This window comes from Halomonas sp. THAF5a, from assembly GCF_009363755.1.
Taxonomy (GTDB): domain Bacteria; phylum Pseudomonadota; class Gammaproteobacteria; order Pseudomonadales; family Halomonadaceae; genus Halomonas.
This window is the reverse complement of record NZ_CP045417.1, coordinates 553,051-571,385: the sequence shown is the minus strand read 5'-3', so window position 1 is coordinate 571,385 and position 18,335 is coordinate 553,051. Positions and strand designations below refer to the sequence as shown.

Annotated in this window: 15 protein-coding genes; 4 read left to right on the top strand and 11 right to left on the bottom strand. The window is 66.5% G+C overall.

Annotated elements, in window-relative coordinates:
- Positions 1-199: 199 nt before the first annotated feature.
- From FIU83_RS02545 to FIU83_RS02525, 5 genes are all read right to left on the bottom strand, one after another.
- Complete coding sequence (locus FIU83_RS02545; protein ID WP_152482618.1) at positions 200-1,744, bottom strand: ATP-binding protein; 1,545 nt, start codon at positions 1,742-1,744, stop codon at positions 200-202.
- Positions 1,744-2,253: a hypothetical protein gene (locus FIU83_RS02540; protein WP_152482617.1), complete on the bottom strand. Its 510-nt coding sequence runs from the start codon at positions 2,251-2,253 to the stop codon at positions 1,744-1,746. The genes FIU83_RS02545 and FIU83_RS02540 overlap by 1 nt, the downstream gene beginning before the upstream one ends.
- A gap of 153 nt (positions 2,254-2,406) precedes the next feature.
- A complete protein-coding gene (guaA, locus tag FIU83_RS02535) occupies positions 2,407-3,984 on the bottom strand; it encodes a glutamine-hydrolyzing GMP synthase (protein WP_152482616.1) in 1,578 nt (525 codons plus the stop codon).
- Positions 3,985-4,066: 82 nt separating this feature from the next.
- On the bottom strand, positions 4,067-5,536 hold the full coding sequence (gene guaB / locus FIU83_RS02530) for an IMP dehydrogenase (protein WP_152482615.1): 1,470 nt from the start codon (positions 5,534-5,536) through the stop codon (positions 4,067-4,069).
- Between the two features lie 164 nt (positions 5,537-5,700).
- On the bottom strand, positions 5,701-5,943 hold the full coding sequence (locus FIU83_RS02525) for a hypothetical protein (RefSeq protein ID WP_152482614.1): 243 nt from the start codon (positions 5,941-5,943) through the stop codon (positions 5,701-5,703).
- A gap of 14 nt (positions 5,944-5,957) precedes the next feature.
- Between FIU83_RS02525 and FIU83_RS02520 the strand changes: the two genes are divergently transcribed.
- From FIU83_RS02520 to FIU83_RS02510, 3 genes are all read left to right on the top strand, one after another.
- Positions 5,958-7,025, top strand: coding sequence for an AbrB family transcriptional regulator (locus FIU83_RS02520; RefSeq protein WP_152482613.1), 1,068 nt, complete (start codon positions 5,958-5,960; stop codon positions 7,023-7,025).
- A gap of 56 nt (positions 7,026-7,081) precedes the next feature.
- Positions 7,082-8,455, top strand: coding sequence for an exodeoxyribonuclease VII large subunit (xseA, locus tag FIU83_RS02515; protein WP_152482612.1), 1,374 nt, complete (start codon positions 7,082-7,084; stop codon positions 8,453-8,455).
- A gap of 201 nt (positions 8,456-8,656) precedes the next feature.
- Positions 8,657-9,310, top strand: a complete 654-nt coding sequence (locus tag FIU83_RS02510; protein WP_152482611.1) for a peroxiredoxin — start codon at positions 8,657-8,659, stop codon at positions 9,308-9,310.
- 122 nt (positions 9,311-9,432) lie between these two features.
- Here the strand turns inward: FIU83_RS02510 and glrR are convergent, their stop codons facing one another.
- From glrR to FIU83_RS02480, 6 genes are all read right to left on the bottom strand, one after another.
- A complete protein-coding gene (gene glrR, locus FIU83_RS02505; protein WP_152482610.1) occupies positions 9,433-10,827 on the bottom strand; it encodes a two-component system response regulator GlrR in 1,395 nt (464 codons plus the stop codon).
- Positions 10,828-10,842: 15 nt separating this feature from the next.
- Positions 10,843-11,412 (bottom strand): hypothetical protein, encoded by a 570-nt coding sequence (locus FIU83_RS02500; RefSeq protein WP_152482609.1) that lies wholly within the window; start codon positions 11,410-11,412, stop codon positions 10,843-10,845.
- Positions 11,409-12,914 (bottom strand): sensor histidine kinase KdpD, encoded by a 1,506-nt coding sequence (locus FIU83_RS02495; RefSeq protein WP_152482608.1) that lies wholly within the window; start codon positions 12,912-12,914, stop codon positions 11,409-11,411. The genes FIU83_RS02500 and FIU83_RS02495 overlap by 4 nt, the downstream gene beginning before the upstream one ends.
- A gap of 819 nt (positions 12,915-13,733) precedes the next feature.
- A complete protein-coding gene (gene argA, locus FIU83_RS02490) occupies positions 13,734-15,047 on the bottom strand; it encodes an amino-acid N-acetyltransferase (protein ID WP_152482607.1) in 1,314 nt (437 codons plus the stop codon).
- A gap of 231 nt (positions 15,048-15,278) precedes the next feature.
- Complete coding sequence (locus FIU83_RS02485; protein ID WP_152482606.1) at positions 15,279-16,544, bottom strand: inorganic phosphate transporter; 1,266 nt, start codon at positions 16,542-16,544, stop codon at positions 15,279-15,281.
- A 73-nt stretch (positions 16,545-16,617) separates the two neighbouring features.
- Positions 16,618-17,298, bottom strand: a complete 681-nt coding sequence (locus tag FIU83_RS02480) for a TIGR00153 family protein (RefSeq protein ID WP_152485218.1) — start codon at positions 17,296-17,298, stop codon at positions 16,618-16,620.
- Positions 17,299-17,403: 105 nt separating this feature from the next.
- Here FIU83_RS02480 and FIU83_RS02475 point away from each other — a divergent pair, with 105 nt between their 5' ends.
- A complete protein-coding gene (locus FIU83_RS02475) occupies positions 17,404-18,285 on the top strand; it encodes a CYTH domain-containing protein (protein WP_152482605.1) in 882 nt (293 codons plus the stop codon).
- The last annotated feature ends 50 nt before the right edge of the window (positions 18,286-18,335 follow it).

The window sequence follows — 18,335 nt, the reverse complement described above, 5'->3', positions numbered from 1 at the left end:
ACTGGGGGCGCAATCGCGACGCACAAAAGAACCCGCCATGTCGCGGGTTCATGTGGGGGTCATCAGGGCCTGTACCTCATTTCCGCGCAAACTGGGGTCTACCCCTGATTGGTTACAGTCGTTAATCGCGCATTAACGCCCATTTCACCTTATCCATTGACACCTAAGTAAAAACTTAAAAATGGCATACAGCAATCACTCAATCTTCTGAAAAAATCTCAAAGACAGGAAGAACCCTAAGCTCTTTTACTGTCAACATCTCAGGGACTTTTTGAAAAAGATCCACACTTCTTGCCGCCCTGACACCAACATAAAACCCATAATCCAACATTAAAGCCTTGTATCTTCTACCCGCTTCAGAAGGAGTAATCCCTTCATGTAGTACATGCAAAAACCTAAGACCAACTAGGCTCTCCACAAGAGCATATTCTTGCAAGTCAGGCCTTATCTCAACCAAGAACGCATTTTTCTTCCTGTCTCTAACACAAAAATCTTTTATCTTATCTAGCTCAACTCTTATACCACTAAGCTCTCCGGTCACATCCTTTTCTATATCTTTTATTTTTGCATCCGCCATCTCTGATGCAGCTGAATTTATGCTTGTCACAGAGACCTTTTTCTGCTCCTTCACCATGGACTTTGAAGCAGCCTCAGAAAAAAGGTTCAATGCATCTCTAGGAACACCCGCAGCAACCCAGACTAACCTCTCAATAACACCATCACCACAAATGTACGATATGTTTGGCAATGCGCAATAAACTGCATAAGAATCAAGAATCTTCTTGATATGCTCATAAGACTTATGAGGCATTGTGAGATTTCTATCCAAGTTAATAACCTGGACATCATGAGGAACTTCCAAACCTCGTTTTTTTTCTGAATCGTATATTCTAGAAAAACTCTCAACACCGGAGAATTTAATATATACACCGTTGTCTCTAGCTATCGAGTATATGCTTGAGAGAATTTCAGGCTGCATCATTTCTTCAGCGACATGGAAATCATCAAGAAACAAAAACAAACCATCTTGCTCATTTGATATTTTTCCTAATAGTCGCCGTAGTCTCGCTAGCTGCCCATTAAATCTTAGAGAAAATTCCTCTTCATCAGCACAGAGAGAAATCTCATCCAGCATGTCCGCATACTGGAAAATTTCAGATTCATACTTATCACAGTTGGTCATACCAGACAAAATACCAGATATGACTGAGGCTTTTAGTTGGTTACCCCTCATACTTGCATATGTCTGCATGGGAAGCCATGCATATGCCTTTCCTTCCCCCTCCAGCATATTAACACTATATAGCATCAAACTAGATTTTCCAGCACCACGTCGCCCAAATATAACATGGTTGCTTTTAGAGATAACTTGCTGCTCAGAGCCATCAACAGTATCTATATATCTCTCAAGAAAATCTCCGTTAACAACACTACTCCTAGTTGCAGTCAAACTTTCTGAAATAAGCTTCCTGAGGAGAGTAACCTCAGGAAGCTCCAGCCTGGCATCAGGCTTTCCTCTTTTTTTCAGTGTGGCCCTAAACTTAAAAACATTATCTTCAGAAACTTCACTTAAAGCCTCATTCAGATATTTAAAATATTTCTCCGTAGGATTGGAGAGGTAAACAACCAAATATGGCCCATCAAACCTATCCAAAACCTCATGATCGATTTTGTAGAACCCTGTAAGCATCTTAAACTTTGAAACCAGCTCTTCTTCAGAGCTTCTTACCTTTAAATCTCGCATCACTCCCCCTCAAACTCAAAGCCTTTATTCTCAAGGTAAGACCTTGTATCTCTTAGAAATCTTTTTGCAAATTCTACCGCATCCACCGATGGCACCAGAAGATTCCCTTCATCAGCAAGGTGATCGTAATCTGCAGAATTCCTATCTTCTCGCAAATCTCTCAGCCTTGCCACTTTAGTCTCTCGCTCTGGAAAATCATCGGGAAGCTTATGAAGATTCTTATGATCTGAAGAATCGGTATTATAAACACCGCTAACGTACAGCTCTACAGCTCGCCTTGCATTGTAAGCACTATAATATGAGCGAGAGACTTTTTGCCGCCACTTCGATGAAGAAACAGAGGTTGCCAACAACAAATGCTCTTCTGCTAAGCGGTAGAGCAAAATCACGTGCCTATGAAGCTCAGCTTCGAGCAAAACTAACGATTCCTCTGAAACCACTTCAGATAGAACACTTATCATTTCCCTAGCATTTTTAGGGAAATTAAGTATCGTCTTACTTTGAGACACAGCTCCACCCTAAAAAATAAAAAATTAAAAACTCAAAAAACTATATGACACAACATCAATTTATAACACCATTATATAAATTTCAATAAAAAGGCCTGCAACTTGGCAGGCCTTTCTTATCAATATGAATCCGTGTTATTCACACGCAACTTCTCACTCCCACTCGATGGTGGCCGGCGGCTTGCTGCTCACGTCGTAGGTCACGCGGGAGACGCCGGTGATCTCGTTGATGATGCGGTTGGAGACCTTCTCCAGCAGCTCGTAGGGCAGGTGCGCCCAGCGGGCGGTCATGAAGTCGATGGTCTCCACGGCGCGCAGCGCGATCACCCACTCGTAGCGGCGGCCGTCGCCGACCACGCCCACGGACTTCACCGGCAGGAAGACGGCGAAGGCCTGGCTGGTCTTGTGGTACCAGCCGGAGTTGTGCAGCTCCTCGATGAAGATGGCGTCGGCCTCGCGCAGGATGTCGGCGTACTCCTTCTTCACCTCGCCGAGGATGCGCACGCCCAGGCCCGGCCCCGGGAAGGGGTGACGGTAGACCATGTCGTAGGGCAGGCCGAGCTCGACGCCGAGCTTGCGCACCTCGTCCTTGAACAGCTCGCGCAGCGGCTCGACGAGCTTGAGCTTCATGGTCTCGGGCAGGCCGCCCACGTTGTGGTGCGACTTGATCACGTGCGCCTTGCCGGTCTTGGCGGCGGCGGACTCGATCACGTCCGGGTAGATGGTGCCCTGGGCCAGGAAGTCCACGCCCTCGATCTTGGCGGCCTCGGTATCGAAGACATCGATGAAGGTGTTGCCGATGATCTTGCGCTTGGCCTCGGGCTCATCGACGCCCTTAAGCTTGTCGAGGAACAGGTCCTCGGCGTCGACGCGGATCACCCGCACGCCCATGTGCTTGGCGAAGGTCTCCATCACCTGGTCGCCCTCGGCCTTGCGCAGCAGGCCGTTGTCGACGAACACGCAGGTCAGCTGGTCGCCGATGGCCTTGTGCAGCAGGGCCGCCACCACGGAGGAATCCACGCCGCCGGAGAGGCCGAGCAGCACGTGACGGTCGCCCACCTGGTCGCGCACGCGAGCGATCTGGTCCTCGATGATCTGCGCCGGGGTCCAGTTGCGCGCGCTGCCGCAGATGTCCAGCACGAAGTGCTCGAGGATGCGCTGGCCCTGCAGGGTGTGGGTCACCTCGGGGTGGAACTGCACGCCGAAGAAGCGCTTCTCCTCCCAGCTCATGGCGGCGATCGGGCAGCTCGGGGTGGAGGCGGTCACCGTGAAGGTGTCCGGCACCTCGGCCACCTTGTCGCCATGGCTCATCCAGACGTCGAGCAGGCTCTTGCCAGTCTCGTGATCGATGTGGTCCGAGATGTCCTTGAACAGGGCGGTCTCGGCGTCGAGGCGGATCTGGGCATAGCCGAACTCACGCACGTTCGACCCGGCCACCTTGCCGCCCAGCTGCTCGGCCATGGTCTGCATGCCGTAGCAGATGCCGAGCACCGGCAGGCCCATCTCGAACACGCACTGCGGGGCGCGGGGCGAATCCAGCTCGGTGACCGACTCGGGGCCGCCGGCGAGGATGATGCCGTTGGGGGCGTACTCGCGAATCTCGGCCTCGGTGATGTCGAAGGCGCGCACCTCGGAGTAGACCCCGATCTCGCGCACGCGGCGGGCGATCAGCTGGGTGTACTGGGAGCCGAAGTCGAGGATCAGGATCTTGTGGGCGTGAATATCGGTCATGGGAACGTCTCGGTGTGGCGGCAGGCCGGATCCAAAAGCGAGCGGCGGGGTTGCCCCCGCCGCGGTCATACTGAGGTCGGGATCACCCGGCCCGATAGTTCGGGGCTTCCTTGGTGATCTGCACGTCGTGCACGTGGGACTCGTTGAAGCCGGCCCCGGTGATCTGCACGAACTGCGGCTTGGTGCGCATCTCCTGGATGTCGCGGCAGCCGGTGTAGCCCATGGAGGCGCGCAGGCCGCCCATCAGCTGGTGGACGATGGCGCTCATCATGCCCTTGTAGGGCACGCGGCCTTCGATGCCTTCCGGCACCAGCTTCTCGGCGCCGGCGTCCTTGTCCTGGAAGTAGCGGTCGGCGCTGCCCTGGGTCTGGGACATGGCGCCCATGGAGCCCATGCCGCGGTAGGCCTTGTAGGTCCGGCCCTGGAAGAGCTCGATCTCGCCCGGCGCCTCCTCGGTGCCGGCCAGCAGGCCGCCGGCCATCACGGTGCTGGCACCGGCGGCGATGGCCTTGGAGAGGTCGCCGGAGAAGCGCACGCCGCCATCGGCGATCAGCGGGATGTCGTAGGGCGCCAGGGCCGCGGCCACGTTGGAGACGGCGGTGATCTGCGGCACGCCGACGCCGGCCACCACGCGGGTGGTGCAGATGGAGCCCGGGCCGATGCCGACCTTGACGGCGTCGGCGCCGGCTTCCGCGAGGGCCTTGGCGGCCTCGGCGGTGGCGATGTTGCCGCCGATCACCTGGATCTGCGGGAAGTGCTCCTTCACCCAGCGCACGCGCTCGATCACGCCCTTGGAGTGGCCGTGGGCGGTGTCGACCACCACCACGTCGACCCCGGCCTCGGCCAGGGCGGCCACGCGGTCCGGCGTCTCGGGGCCGGTGCCGACGGCGGCGCCGACCAGCAGGCGGCCGTCACTGTCCTTGGCGGCGTTGGGGAAGGTGCGGGCCTTCTCGATGTCCTGGAAGGTGACCAGGCCGCGCAGGTGGTTCTCGTCGTCCACCACCAGCATCTTCTCGATGCGGTGCTCCTGCATCTTGCCCTTGATGACGTCGAGGGGGGTGCCCACCGGCACGGTAACGAGCTTCTCGGCGGGGGTCATGATGTCGGCGACGCTGTCGCCGTGGTTGGGCTGGAAGCGCATGTCGCGCTGGGTGACCAGGCCCACCAGGGTCTCGCCTTCCACCACCGGGAAACCGGAGAAGCCGTGCTCGTCGGCCATCGCCAGCAGGTCGGCCAGCTTGGCCTTGGGGCTGACGGTGACCGGATCCTTCACGATCACGCTCTCGTGCTTCTTGACCTTGCGCACCTCGGTGGCCTGCTGCGCCATGGTCATGCTCTTGTGGATGATGCCGATGCCCCCTTCCTGGGCCATGGCGATGGCCAGGCGCGCCTCGGTGACGGTGTCCATGGCGGCGGAGACCAGCGGGATGTTCAGGTGGAGATCCCGTGTCAGGCGAGTCCGAAGGCTGACGTCGTTGGGCAGGACCTCGGAATACCCGGGGACGAGTAATACGTCATCGAACGTAAGAGCTTCTTGGGCCATACGTAGCATATGCGGCAACACCCATGGAGGTAGGAGGAGGGAGTGAAGTTAATCCCCCATTATAGCGGTCGGGCCGGGGGTCCGGCAATCCACCCCCCGCCTGCCTAACGTGCCTCGCCGCGACCAAACTCGCGGCGCAAGCTCGGCTTCTCGCTGGCGCCGGTGATCCTCGGCTACGTGCTGGGCGGGCTGATGGAGCAGAACCTGCGCCGCGCGCTGTCGATCAGCGGCGGCGATACGGGCATCCTGTGGCAGTCCGGCATCTCGCCGGGGCTGTGGATCGCCGCCGCGGCGCTGCTGGTGCTGCCCTGGCTGGTGCCGAAGCTGCTCGCCGCCCGCGCGCGCCGCCCGCGCGCGCCGCCACGCCGGCTGACATCGCCTCGGGCCCGCTCCCGCGGGCCCGACACGCCTGACACGGAGGTCCCTCGACTTGCCCTTTGCCCCGCTTCCTGCCGTTGCCGCCCTGCTGCGTTTTCTGCCCACCCTGCTCCTCGGCCTCGTCGGCGGGGCGGCGGCCCTCGCCGTCGACCTGCCGCTGCCGTGGCTGCTCGGCGCCATGATCGCCACCACCCTGGTAAGCCTCGCCGGCGTGCGGCTGCGCTCGCCGGGGCGCGGCCGCCAGGGCGTGCTGGTGGTGATCGGGGTGATGCTCGGCACGGCCTTCACGCCGGAGATGACCGGCGACCCGCGCCTGTGGTCCGCCAGCCTGAGCGCGATGCTCGTGGCCACGGCGGCGATGATGGCCTTCTCGGTGTGGTTCTCGCGGCGCGTCGCCGGCCACTCGACGGAGACCGCCCTCTATGCCGGCGTGCCCGGCGGGGTCTCGGCGGTCACCGGCATGGCCCTCTCGTCGGGGGCCGACCTGCGGGTGGTGGGGATGACCCACGCGGTGCGCATCCTGGTGCTGCTGGTGGCGATCCCGCCGGTGCTGAAGGCGATCGGCCACGTCGACCTGGCCGGCGCCACGCCGGACCTCGCGCAGTGGCTGTGGCTGCCCGGCCCGGCGGATGCCGCCTGGCTGGCCGGGGCCGGGGCGCTGGGTGCCTGGCTGGGGCGGCGGCTGCGCCTGCCCAACGCCCTGCTGTTCGGCCCGGCGCTGATCTCATCGGCGCTGCACTTCACCGGGGTCACCCACGCCGCCCTCCCACCGGCGCTGATCGCCCTGGCCCAGGTGATCATCGGCGTCTCGGTGGGGGTGCGCTTCACCGGCACCTCACTCGCCGCACTGGGCCATACCCTGGCGATGGCCGCCCTGCAGGCGCTGTGCCTGCTGGCGATCGCCATCCTCGCCGCCTGGGCGATCCACGCCACGACGGGGGTGTCGCTGCCCGCGGCGCTGCTCGCCTACATGCCGGGTGGGGCGCCGGAGCTGAGCCTGGTGGCGCTGTCGCTCGGCATCGACCCCGCCTTCGTGACCGCCCACCACCTGCTGCGCATCACGGTGCTGATCCTGCTGATGCCGGTGCTGCTGGCCGCCTGCCGACGCCTCAACGCCTGAGGACGACGTCGCCATCCGTGCTAGGCTGGGCGGCGTTCCCGCCGGAGAGCCGCCCCATGCCATCCCCTCTCGACGACACGCCCAAGGATCACGACAGCGACCGCGAGGCGCTCTCCGTCAGCGAGCTCAACCGGCGCGCCCGGCGGGCCCTGGAGCAGGACGTCGGTGAGGTGTGGGTGGAGGGCGAGCTCTCCGGGGTGTCGCGCCCGGCCTCGGGGCACGTCTACTTCACCCTCAAGGACGACAAGGCCCAGCTGCGCTGCGCGCTGTTTCGCACTCGGGCGCGCTTCGTCGCCGCGCCGATGCGCGACGGCGACCGGGTCAAGGTGCGCGGCAAGGTGTCGCTCTTCGAGCCCCGTGGCGACTACCAGCTGATCGTCGAGGCGGTGCAGGCGGCGGGTGAAGGCGAGCTGCTGGCCGCCCTCGAGCGCCTCAAGGCGCGCCTCGCCGCCGAGGGGGTGTTCACCAACGCGCGCCCCCTGCCCTTCCCGCCGCGCCACCTGCTGGTGCTCACCTCGCCCACCGGGGCGGCGATCCGCGATGTGCTGGCGGTGCTCGCGGCGCGCTGGCCGCTCGCCCGGGTCACGCTGATCCCGGTGCCGGTGCAGGGCCGCGAGGCGGCGCCGGCGATGATCTCGGCGCTGGGCCTGCTCAACCGCCAGCAGGCGCTGGACCCTGCCCGGGACGCCATCCTGATCACCCGGGGCGGCGGCAGCCTGGAGGACCTCTGGGCCTTCAACGACGAGCACCTGGCCCGGGCGATCTTCCACTCCCGGCTGCCGGTGATGGCCGCGGTGGGCCACGAGGTGGACACCACGCTCGCCGACTTCGCCGCCGACGCCCGCGCCCCCACCCCCTCGGCCGCGGCCGAGCAGCTGGTGCCCGACCGCCGCGAGCGGCTACAGCGCCTCGCGGGGCTCGCCGAGCGGCTGTCTCGCGCCCAGCGCGCCCGCCTCGACACCGACGCCCAGCGGCTGGACCACCTGCGCGCCCGGCTGCGTCACCCCGGCGAGGTGCTGGCGGCGCGTCGCCGCCAGCTCGAGGCGCTGGAGGCGCGGCTGCACCGGGCCGCCCGGGCGCGGCTCGACCAGGAGCGGCGCCGGGCACACGACCTGCAGCGACGCCTGGCCCTGCGCTCGCCGGACCGGCTGACCGACCAGGCCGGGCAGCGGCTCGCGCGCGCCACCCAGCGCCTGCATCAGGCGATGCCCCGGGCGCTCGCCCGCCACCGCGAGCGGCTGGGCGGCATCGTGCGCGAGCTGCAGGCGGTGAGCCCGCTGGCGGTGCTGGGACGCGGCTATGCGATCCTCGAGAACGACGCCGGCCGGGTGGTGCGCCGGGCGGCGGACGCCGCCCCCGGGGAGCGCCTCGCGGCGCGCCTGGGCGAGGGACGCCTGGCGCTGGAGGTGCTCGAGACCCGCGACGACTGAGCGGGCACGGGCGGTCCGTGCGCCGCGAGACCGCCTTCATCGTCTAACGTTAAAACATCAAAGTACGAGAGAGACGCCGTCCGGCCGTTGTCGAGAGCCCCGCGAGCCCCGACAATGAGGAGAGGACCCGTACGGCCCGCCCTGCCGGCAAGACCGGCGGCGGGCCGGCAGCTTCACCCACCCAGAGAAGGGAGTTGCACCATGTCACTGCGCATCAACGACGTCGTACCCGATTTCGAGGCCGATACCAGCCAGGGCCCGATCCGCTTCCACGAGTGGATCGGCGACAGCTGGGCGATCCTGTTCTCGCATCCGAAGGACTTCACCCCGGTCTGCACCACCGAGTTCGGCGCCGTGGCCAAGCTCAACGCCGAGTGGCAGAAGCGCGGCACCAAGGTGATCGGCGTCTCCGTGGACGGCGTCGAGGACCACAAGAAGTGGACCAATGACATCGCGAGCTTCGCCGGCTGCGACGTCGGCTTCCCGATCATCGCCGACGAGGACCTCAAGGTCGCCAAGCTGTTCGACATGCTGCCGGCCGAGGCCTACCTGCCGGACGGCCGCACCCCGGCCGACAGCGCCACCGTGCGCACGGTGTTCATCATCGGTCCGGACAAGCAGCTCAAGCTCGCCATGACCTACCCGATGAACGTGGGCCGCAACTTCGCCGAGGTGCTGCGCGCCCTGGACGCCCTGCAGACCGCCGGCGCCAAGGGCGTGGCCACCCCGGCCGACTGGACCGTCGGCGAGGACGTGATCATCCCGCCGACGGTCTCCGATGAGGACGCCAAGGCGAAGTTCGGCGAGTACGAGACCGTCTTCCCCTACCTGCGCCGCACCAAGCTGCCCGAGTAAGGCGCGCGTTCACCCCGCAACGCAAGACCCCCTGCCGAGGCAGGGGGTCTTGCGTTGCGGGGTGACGGCGAGGCCAGCGGGGCGGTCGGCGGCCGACCGCCGGCGGCCCGGTGGTGCATGCCTTAGTGGTGCTCGGGCTGGCGGGAGGCGGGCTTGAAGGCGCCGGGCTCGAGCTCGTGGCGGGCCAGCAGCTTGTAGAAGTCGGTGCGATTGCGCCCGGCGATGCGCGCCGCCTGGGTGACGTTGCCCTCGGTGATCTTGAGCACCTTGACCAGGTAGCTGCGCTCGAAGCCGGCCCGGGCATCGTTGAAGGTGGGCATGGCGTTCTCCTCGGCGGCCAGCGCCTGGGCCACCAGCCCCTCCGGGATCATCGGCGAGGTGGTCAGGGCGACGCACTGCTCCACCACGTTGACCAGCTGGCGGACGTTGCCCGGCCAGGCGGAGGTGGCCAGCAGGTTGAGCGCCTCCGGCGAGAACCCCTTGACGAAGGGCTTGTGCCGCGCGGCGGCCTGGGCGACCAGGTGCTTGGCCAGCAGCGGCACGTCCTCGGCGCGCTCCTTGAGGGGCGGCAGGCGCAGGTTGACCACGTTGAGGCGGTAGTAGAGGTCCTCGCGGAACTCGCCCTCGTGCATGGCGCGATCCAGGTCGCGGTGGGTCGCCGAGATGATCCGCACGTCGATGGGCACCGAGGCGGTCGAGCCGAGTGGGCGGATCTGGCGCTCCTGGAGGGCGCGCAGCAGCTTGACCTGCAGGGTCATCGGCATGTCGCCGATCTCGTCGAGGAACAGGGTGCCGCCGTCGGCCGCCTGGAAGAGGCCGCGATGCTCGCTCACGGCCCCGGTGAAGGCGCCCTTGGCGTGGCCGAACAGCTCGCTCTCCAGGAGCTGCTCGGGAAGCGCCCCGCAGTTGATCGCCACGAAGGGCTTGTCGGCCCGGGGACTCGCCTTGTGAATGGCGCCGGCCAGCAGCTCCTTGCCGGAGCCCGAGGGGCCGGTGACCAGCACGCTGACGTCCGAGGCGGCAACCATGCGCGCCTGCTCGAGGATACGCTCCATCTCGGGGCTGCGGGTGATGATCGCCGAGCGCCAGGCGTCGTCGCCCTCGGTGGCGGCGGTCGAGGTCTGGGCCAGGGCGTCGTCGATGGCCGAGAAGAGCTCGTCGCGGTCGACCGGCTTGGTCAGGAAGCCGAACACGCCCTGGCGGGTGGCGCTCACCGCGTCGGGAATCGAGCCGTGGGCGGTGAGCAGGATCACCGGCAGCCCCGGCAGGCGGCGCTGGATCTCCTGGAAGAGCGCCAGGCCGTCCATCTCGTCCATGCGCAGATCGGAGAGCACCAGATCCGGACGCGCGACCTCCAGCCGCTTGAGGGCCTCGCGTCCGCTCTCGGCGGTGGTGACGCGGTAGCCGCGGCTCTCGAGCCGCATGCCCAGCAGTTTCAGCAGGCTGACATCGTCGTCCACCAGCAGGATATGCGCGCCATGATCGCCGGCGTGGGGCAGGCGTCCGGTCTGCTTCATGTCGTCTCTCCGAGGTTATTCACTCTGCTGTCGCAGGTTGATGTTCTGTTCGATGGCGGTGAGCTGCTCGAGCTTCTCGGCCATCGCCTCGAGCTCCTGGCCGAGCGCCTCCTTCTCCTGGGCGACGGCCTCGGCGGCGCGGCGCTGCTCGGCCAGCTGATCGGCCAGGCGTCGCCGCCCCTCCAGCTCGTTGAGCCAGTAGCGCAGCAGCGGCTGCAGCTCGGTCGGGGCGCTCGCCAGGTCGGCCTTGAAGAGCTCCGAGGCGCGATCCCACTGCGGCTCGCTGCCCCAGGCGAGCAGCACGGCGCGCGCCAGGCGGCTCTCCTTGTCCTCGCCGTCGAGGCGCAGCAGGGTGGCCTCCCGCCACGCCCGGTCGCCCCGCTGGGAGGTCAGGCCGAAGGCCACCCACTCGGGCAGCAGGCAGTCGTGGTCGTCGAAGTCCGGCAGCGCGTCGGTGCAGGCAAGCGCGCCCTTAGGGGGATTCGGCATCGCCACGCGGGCATCGGGCGCAAGCGCCTCGGGAAGATACTGACATCCGGTCAGCCACAGCGTGGTCAGACACAGCAGCCAGGGGCGTACGGTCATGACAGGTCCTTGGTAGCATCGTCATCCGCCAGGGCGGGTTGCGAGGTCGGGTCGCCCGAGTCGGGCGACGGGGTCGGCCAGGGCAGGGTGAGCCGGAAGCACACCGCCAGCCGCGGGTCGTCGACCAGCTCGAGTTGCCCCTCCTGGAGGCGAGCGCAGTCGGCGGCCACCGAGAGGCCGATGCCGGAGCCCTTGAGCGGGCCCTTGCGGCGCACTCGGCCCTGGTAGAAGGCGTCGAAGAGCCGGCCGCGATCCTCCTCGGCGATCGGCTCGCCGCTGTTGGCGACCTCGATCACCAGGCGGTCCGGCAGCGCGCGGGCGCGGATCTCGAGCTCGCCGCCATCCTCGCCGTAGGCCACGGCGTTGGAGATCAGGTTGTCGAGCACCCGGGCGGTGGCGGTGCCGTCGAGCGCCCAGGTCAGCGGGCCGTGGAAGCAGCTGACCCGCATCTCCTTGTTGTCGAGCGCCAGGCGGTGCTTGGCCAGCACCTCCTTGACCACGGTGGCGACGTCCAGCCGGACGATATCGAGCTGGCGGCTGTGCTTGAGCAGGTTGTAGTCGAGCAGCTGCTCGATCAGCTGCTGCAGCTCGCGCCCACTGGTGTCGATCAGATCGAGGATCTCGCGCTGGCGCGGCGTGACCTCGCCGGCCACGCCGTCGGCGAGCAGCGACGAGCCCTCCCGCACGCTGGCCAGCGGCGTCTTGAGCTCATGGGACATGTGGCGCAGGAACTGCTGCTTCTGGGCCTCCAGGTCGTCGAGCCGGGAGGCCAGCCAGTCCAGGCGCTCGCCGAGGGTGACCAGCTCCGCCGGCCCCTTGAGGGGCCGATGGTGGCGCTCGGTGTCGCCGCCCAGGCTGCCGATGCCGAGAATGCGCCGCTCGAGCTGGCGGATCGGCTGGATGATCAGCCGGGTGAACAGCAGCATCAGCACCAGGCTCGCAGAGACCAGCGCCGCGGTCTGCCACCAGAGGCGGATCTGCACGCCCTCGGCGCGCTCGCTGATGGTGTCGATGCGCTCATCGATCCGGCGGTTGGTGGCCTGGCGCATCGCCTCGGTATGCCGGGCGAAGGGCAGGAAGTCGTCGAGCCGCGCCTTGAACGCCTCCAGCGGCAGGTCGGGCAGCTCGGCGAGGTCGTCCAGCGCCCGCTCCAGCGCCGCCACGTTGGGGTCATCGGGCAGCAGCTGGCGCTGCTGGGCCAGCAGCTGCCGGAACTCGCTGAGGCGCTCGTCGAAGATCTCCAGCAGCCCCTCCTGCTCGACCACCGCGTACTGGCGGGCACCGCGCTCCATCTCCAGGGCCAGGGCACCCAGCGAGCGGGCGCGCCGCGTCTCGTCCACCGCCTGGCGGGCACTCTGGTCGGCCAGCCGCGAGAGCTCGGAGAGCGCCTGACCGGCCTGGATCATCAGCACCGCCAGCGGCAGCATCACCACCAGGAAGGCCAGCAGCACCAGCTGTAACAGCGAGCGCGGACGCCAGCGGCGCGTAACGGCTGTGGTCATGAAGAGCGTTCTTTGCAGGAGAGTAAAGGGAACCACCATCGTTCATCCCTTAGGATACCAGAGATCGGCCGGCCACCTCGCGATCGCAGGCCTCACCCGCAGGCGAAAAAAAGGGCCGGCTAGGCCGGCCCAATACGCAGGGAACTGAAGGGTCTGGCGAGACCACCGATCGACGACCTGGTCCGTCCATCGCTGAGCTCACCATGGGCCAGAGGGCCCTCGAAGCCATGGGAACGCCGTCTGCCACCAGGGGCCGGTCATTCTCATGCGGGCGGCCGACCGGCCACCCCGCCTCGTGCCTGGCGGCAGCGCCACGAGGGCGATGCCGCGCGATTCGATTCCCCCTGACGGGGGAGAGGCATCCTTGCCAGGGCATCCTTGCCCTCTCGATACCGATCCTTGCCTCTCGGCGGTACCGTCTCATCGCAACCTAAAGTCACACATCGCTTGGAGCAGACACTGGTCGCGTTCGGGAGGCCGGGCGCACAGGGTAGTGATGACGCGGCGCCCCCTCGGCAACCGGAAAACGGATCGAGCCGTATGATCCGCTTCCCTTGCTCACCCAACCTATTGCCAGGGACATGCCAGAAACACTGGCAACCCATTTAAATCAATAACTTGGAAAGACCATAAAACGGCATGGGCGAACGCAGGAGGCCCCAACGGGGAAAACCGGGGGTAAGCGCGGAGGATTTCGTCGCCAGATGGCGACGCCTTTCGCGTCGCTTCGCGAAAGTCACTTATTATCAGAGGGTTGCGGCGTTACCCAGCGGAGACGCTACGGCGCCGGGCGACGCCGTCCGGCGACAGCCCGGTCGCTCAGGCGAGGGTCTTGATCAGGATCTTGGACTTGCGGGCGTGGTTGTAGGTGTCGCGACGCAGGGTGGGCAGCGCCTCGATGTCGGCCAGGCGGAAGTCGTGCTCGAAGAACCAGTGGGTGGTATGGGTGGTCAGGGCGAACAGCGACGAGAGCCCGAGGCGGCGGGCGCGGCGCTCGATCTCGGCGAGCAGGCGCTCGCCGCGGGCGCCGCCCCGGTAGTCGTCGTGCACGGCCACGCAGGCCAGCTCGCCCATCTCCGCCTCGTCGAAGGCGTGCAGGGCGGCGCAGCCGATGATCATGCCGTCGCGGTCGATCACCAGGTAGTCGTCGATCTCGTACTCCAGCCGCTCGCGGGAGCGCGGCACCAGCATGCCCCGGGACTCCAGCGGCTCGAGCAGCTCCAGCAGCCCGCCGATGTCGCCGAGCTCCGCGGGGCGCAGCTGCTCGTAGCGGTGCTCGGTGATCATGGTGCCGACGCCGTCGCGGGTGAACAGCTCACCGAGCAGGGCATCGTGATCGTGCCAGGAGAGCAGGTGGGTGCGGGCGACCCCGTGGCGCGCCGCCGCACAGGCGGCGCCCAGGTGGCGGGCCAGCTCGCTGGCGGGATCCGCCTGGCGCAGCAGCGGCGCGGCCTCCGCCGGGGTCAGCTGGCGCTGCAGCCGGCCACCGGCATCGACCAGACCGCAGGCCTCGCCGAGCAGGATCAGCTTGTCGGCGCCGAGCGCCGTGGCGGCATGGTGCGCCACCTCGGCGGCGTCCAGGTCGAAGACCTCGCCGGTACTGGAGAAGCCCAGCGGCGGCAGCACCACCAGCGCGCCGCGCTCGAGCAGGCCCTCGACCGCCCGGTCGCGCACCCGGCGCACCTCGCCGCTGCGATCGAAGTCGACGCCGTCGCGCACCCCCAGCGGCTTGGCCATCACCAGGTTGCCGGAGACCACGGTCATCTCGATGCCGTGCAGGGGCGTATTGGGCAGCCCGGGGGAGAGTCGCGCCTCGAGCCACAGCCGCTGCTCGGCGGCGATACGCTCGACCCGCGCCATGATCGCCTCGTCGGCCACCCAGCGCCCGCGATGGCGGGTCGGCACGATGCCGTCCTCGTCGAGGGCCTGCTGCACCTGGGGACGAATGCCGAACACCACCACCAGCCGCACGCCCAGGGTGTGCAGCAGCGCCAGGTCCTGGATCAGCTGCTCGCCTCGGCCGCTCGCCATGGCCTCCCCCTCGATCAGGATGACGAAGGTGCGTCCCCGATGGGCGTTGATGTAGGGCGAGGAGTTGCGAAACCAGTCGACGAAGGGGAAACGAGTATCCAAGGCCGCGCTCCGGCAGCAGGTGAACGAGGGAGGGTCGGAACTACTATATCAGAGCCATAAATACGGCGGCACCGGCAAGCGGCCAAGCGGCCAAGCGGCCAAGCGGCCAAGCGGCCAAGCGGCCAAGCGGCCAAGCGGCCAAGCGCCAGCCTGGCATCAGCCGCGGCAAAAGAAACCCCGAAGGCCGAGGCCTTCGGGGTGGCTTGTCGCTCGGCGCGTGTCGCTCGGCGCTTAGCCGAACATGCCCTTCAGAGTGAAGAAGAACAGGATCGCGAGACCCGCGCCCGCCGGCAGCGTGATCAGCCACGACATGGCGATGGTGCCGATGACCCGCAGGTTGAGCGCCGCCATGCCGCGGGCCAGGCCCACGCCGAGCACCGCCCCGACCAGGGTATGGGTGGTGGAGATCGGCAGGCCGGTGCCCGAGGCCAGCACCACGGTGGTGGCGGCCGCCAGGGTGGCGGCGAAGCCGCGGCTCGGGGTCAGCTCGGTGATGCCGGTGCCCACGGTGGCGATGACCTTGTGGCCGTAGGTGACCAGGCCGACGACGATGCCGCCGCCGCCCAGCACCAGCACCCACCAGGGCACCAGGGCGGCGCCCTCGACCTTGCCGCCGGATTGCACCACGCTGATCACCGCCGCCAGCGGCCCCACGGCGTTGGCCACGTCGTTGGAGCCGTGGGCGAAGGCCATGGCGCAGGCGGTGAAGATCATCAGCACGCCGAAGACCCGCTCCACCCCGGTGAAGCCGAAGTGGTCGGCCTGGCGACTGGCGGCCTTGACGCGACGCTCCATGAACACGCCCAGCGCCGCGATCAGCAGGCCGGCGAGGATGGCGAGCAGCAGGCTGGTGCCGAAGCCGAGGTCCAGGCCGACGTGCTTGAGGCCCTTGGTGAGGGTCACCATGGTCACCGCGAAGCCGACCAGGAAGATGTACATCGGCACGTAGCGCTTGGCCGCGGCGAAGGGGTCCTGGGCCTCGAAGATCAGGTGCTGGACCGACTTGAAGAGCGTGAAGGCGATGGTGCCGGAGAGCAGCGGCGAGACCACCCAGCTGGCGGCGATGGTGCCCACCGCGCCCCAGTCCACCGCGGCGGCGCCGAGGCCCGCCACCGAGAAGCCGACGATGGCGCCGACGATGGAGTGGGTAGTGGAGACCGGCCAGCCCTTCATGGAGGCGACCAGCAGCCAGGTGGCCGCCGCGAGCAGCGCCGCCAGCATGCCGTAGACCAGCAGCTGGGGGTCCTCCTTCAGCAGCTCGGGATCGATGATGCCCTTGCGGATGGTGTTGGTGACCTCGCCGCCGGCGAGCCAGGCACCGAGAAACTCGAAGATCACGGCGATGATGATCGCCTGCTTGATGGTGATGGCTCGGGAGCCCACCGAGGTGCCCATGGCGTTGGCCACGTCGTTGGCGCCGACGCCCCAGGCCATGAAGAAGCCGAAGAGACAGGCGAGGATGATGAAGATCTCGCCGTGCTGCGCAATGATCGACATAGGGAGCGTTCCCTTGTTGCGGTCAGAAGAAGAGCGAAACAACGCAGCCCCGGGATCGCCGGGGCCGCCGCGTTCAGTTGGCCGTCATGATCTGCAGTCGGCTGCCGACGCGCTCGGCGCGGTCGGAGAGCTCGCCCACCCAGTCGATGATCTTGTAGAGGAACATCACGTCCACCGGCGGCAGGCGATCCTCGAGCTCGAAGAGCTGGCGGCGGATCGCCACCTGCTGGCTGTCGGCCTGCTGCTCGAGCACGTGCAGCTCGCGGATCAGCTTCTGCATCACGTCGGAGACGTTGCGGCCGAAGCCGGACTCGAGCAGATCCTTGAGCTCCTCGAGGGCGTGGCGCGCCTGGGCCACGCAGGCCACCGAGGTGCGCATGTAGTCGCGCATCGGCTGGGCCAGCTCCTCGGGCACCTGCATGCGACGCCCGAGCATGATGCCGGTGATGTCGCGGACCTTGTTGGCGATCTTGTCCTGCACGCTGATCAGGTCGAGCAGGTCGGAGCGCGAGACCGGCAGGAACATGGTGTTGGGCAGGTTGAGGCGCAGCTCGGTCTTGAGCTCATCGGCCTCGTGCTCGAGGCGGGTGATGGTCTCGCGATGCTGCTCGGCGGTGTCCCAGTCGCCTTCGAGGGTCGCTTCGAAGAAGGGCAGCAGCGCGTCGGCACAGGCGTTGGCCTTGACGATGTGGGCCAGCAGCGGATGGAATGGCGAGCGGCCGAACATCGCGGAGAAGGGATTGGATGTCACCATGGGCATCTATGAACCTGGAAAAATGGCGGCGTCAGTATAGTGACTGACACTGCCAGCGTCATGACAAATTCATCCAATATTCATCGAACCGAGGTGGCACTCCCGATGGCACACGAGATCGAACTCAAGCTCGCCCTGGGCGACACGGAGCACGAGGGCGCCGAGGCCCTGCGGCACCATCCGCGCCTGGTCGGAGTGACGCCGACCCTTGCCCAGCTGGGCAATACCTACTTCGACACCCCCGAGGGCGACCTGGAGGACGCGCGCATGGCGCTGCGCCTGCGCCGCGTCGACGGCCGCCTGCTGCAGACCCTGAAGACCCGCGGCCAGGGCGGCGGAGGACTCTCGACCCGCGGCGAGTGGGAGTGGGAGGTGCCGGGCCCCGGCCTCGACCTGGCGGGGCTCGCGGCCCTGCCGCCCCTGGCCGGGTGCGAGGCGGGCCTGCTCGAGCGCCTGGCGCCGCGCTTCGCCACCGATTTCGCCCGGGAGACCTGGTGGCTCGAGCACGCGGGGGCGACCATCGAGCTCGCCCTGGACATCGGCGAGATCCGGGCCGGCGAGCGGGTCGTGGCGATCCGCGAGCTGGAGCTCGAGCTCAAGGCGGGCGAGCCCGAGGCGCTCTGGTCGCTGGCCGAGGCCCTAGCCGACCGGGTCGCCCTGCGCCCCTCGGACACCAGCAAGGCGGCCCGCGGCGGCGCCCTGCTCGAGGGCGCGCGCGCCCTGCCCGAGGCCGCCTCCCCCGCCGGCTGGCTGCATCGCGCCACCGCGGCACTGGATGCCCTGGCGGACAGCAGCGACGAGGCCTGGCGGCGCGAGGCGCGCCGGGCCTTCCAACGGCTGGCGGAACTGGGCGATGATGCCGAGGGAGACGGCGACGCCCGCGCGCTCGCCGAGGCCCTCTCGGCCGAGCCCTGGCTGACCCCGGCCTTCGGGCGGCGCATGCTGCGCCTGGCCCGCCGGCTGCCGGGCGACGCCGAGCTGAGCTGAGCCGCGCCGCCCCCGCCCGACAGGCCCGGTTCGCCACCACAAGGACGACG

Excerpts from the sequence above, each read along its gene's own strand:
- FIU83_RS02545 (WP_152482618.1), bottom strand. The coding sequence starts at position 1,744 with ATGCGAGATTTAAAGGTAAGAAGCTCTGAAGAAGAGCTGGTTTCAAAG.
- guaA (WP_152482616.1), bottom strand. The coding sequence starts at position 3,984 with ATGACCGATATTCACGCCCACAAGATCCTGATCCTCGACTTCGGCTCC.
- guaB (WP_152482615.1), bottom strand. The coding sequence starts at position 5,536 with ATGCTACGTATGGCCCAAGAAGCTCTTACGTTCGATGACGTATTACTC.
- xseA (WP_152482612.1), top strand. The coding sequence starts at position 7,082 with ATGCCATCCCCTCTCGACGACACGCCCAAGGATCACGACAGCGACCGC.
- FIU83_RS02510 (WP_152482611.1), top strand. The coding sequence starts at position 8,657 with ATGTCACTGCGCATCAACGACGTCGTACCCGATTTCGAGGCCGATACC.
- glrR (WP_152482610.1), bottom strand. The coding sequence starts at position 10,827 with ATGAAGCAGACCGGACGCCTGCCCCACGCCGGCGATCATGGCGCGCAT.
- FIU83_RS02500 (WP_152482609.1), bottom strand. The coding sequence starts at position 11,412 with ATGACCGTACGCCCCTGGCTGCTGTGTCTGACCACGCTGTGGCTGACC.
- FIU83_RS02495 (WP_152482608.1), bottom strand. The coding sequence starts at position 12,914 with ATGACCACAGCCGTTACGCGCCGCTGGCGTCCGCGCTCGCTGTTACAG.
- FIU83_RS02485 (WP_152482606.1), bottom strand. The coding sequence starts at position 16,544 with ATGTCGATCATTGCGCAGCACGGCGAGATCTTCATCATCCTCGCCTGT.
- FIU83_RS02480 (WP_152485218.1), bottom strand. The coding sequence starts at position 17,298 with ATGGTGACATCCAATCCCTTCTCCGCGATGTTCGGCCGCTCGCCATTC.
- FIU83_RS02475 (WP_152482605.1), top strand. The coding sequence starts at position 17,404 with ATGGCACACGAGATCGAACTCAAGCTCGCCCTGGGCGACACGGAGCAC.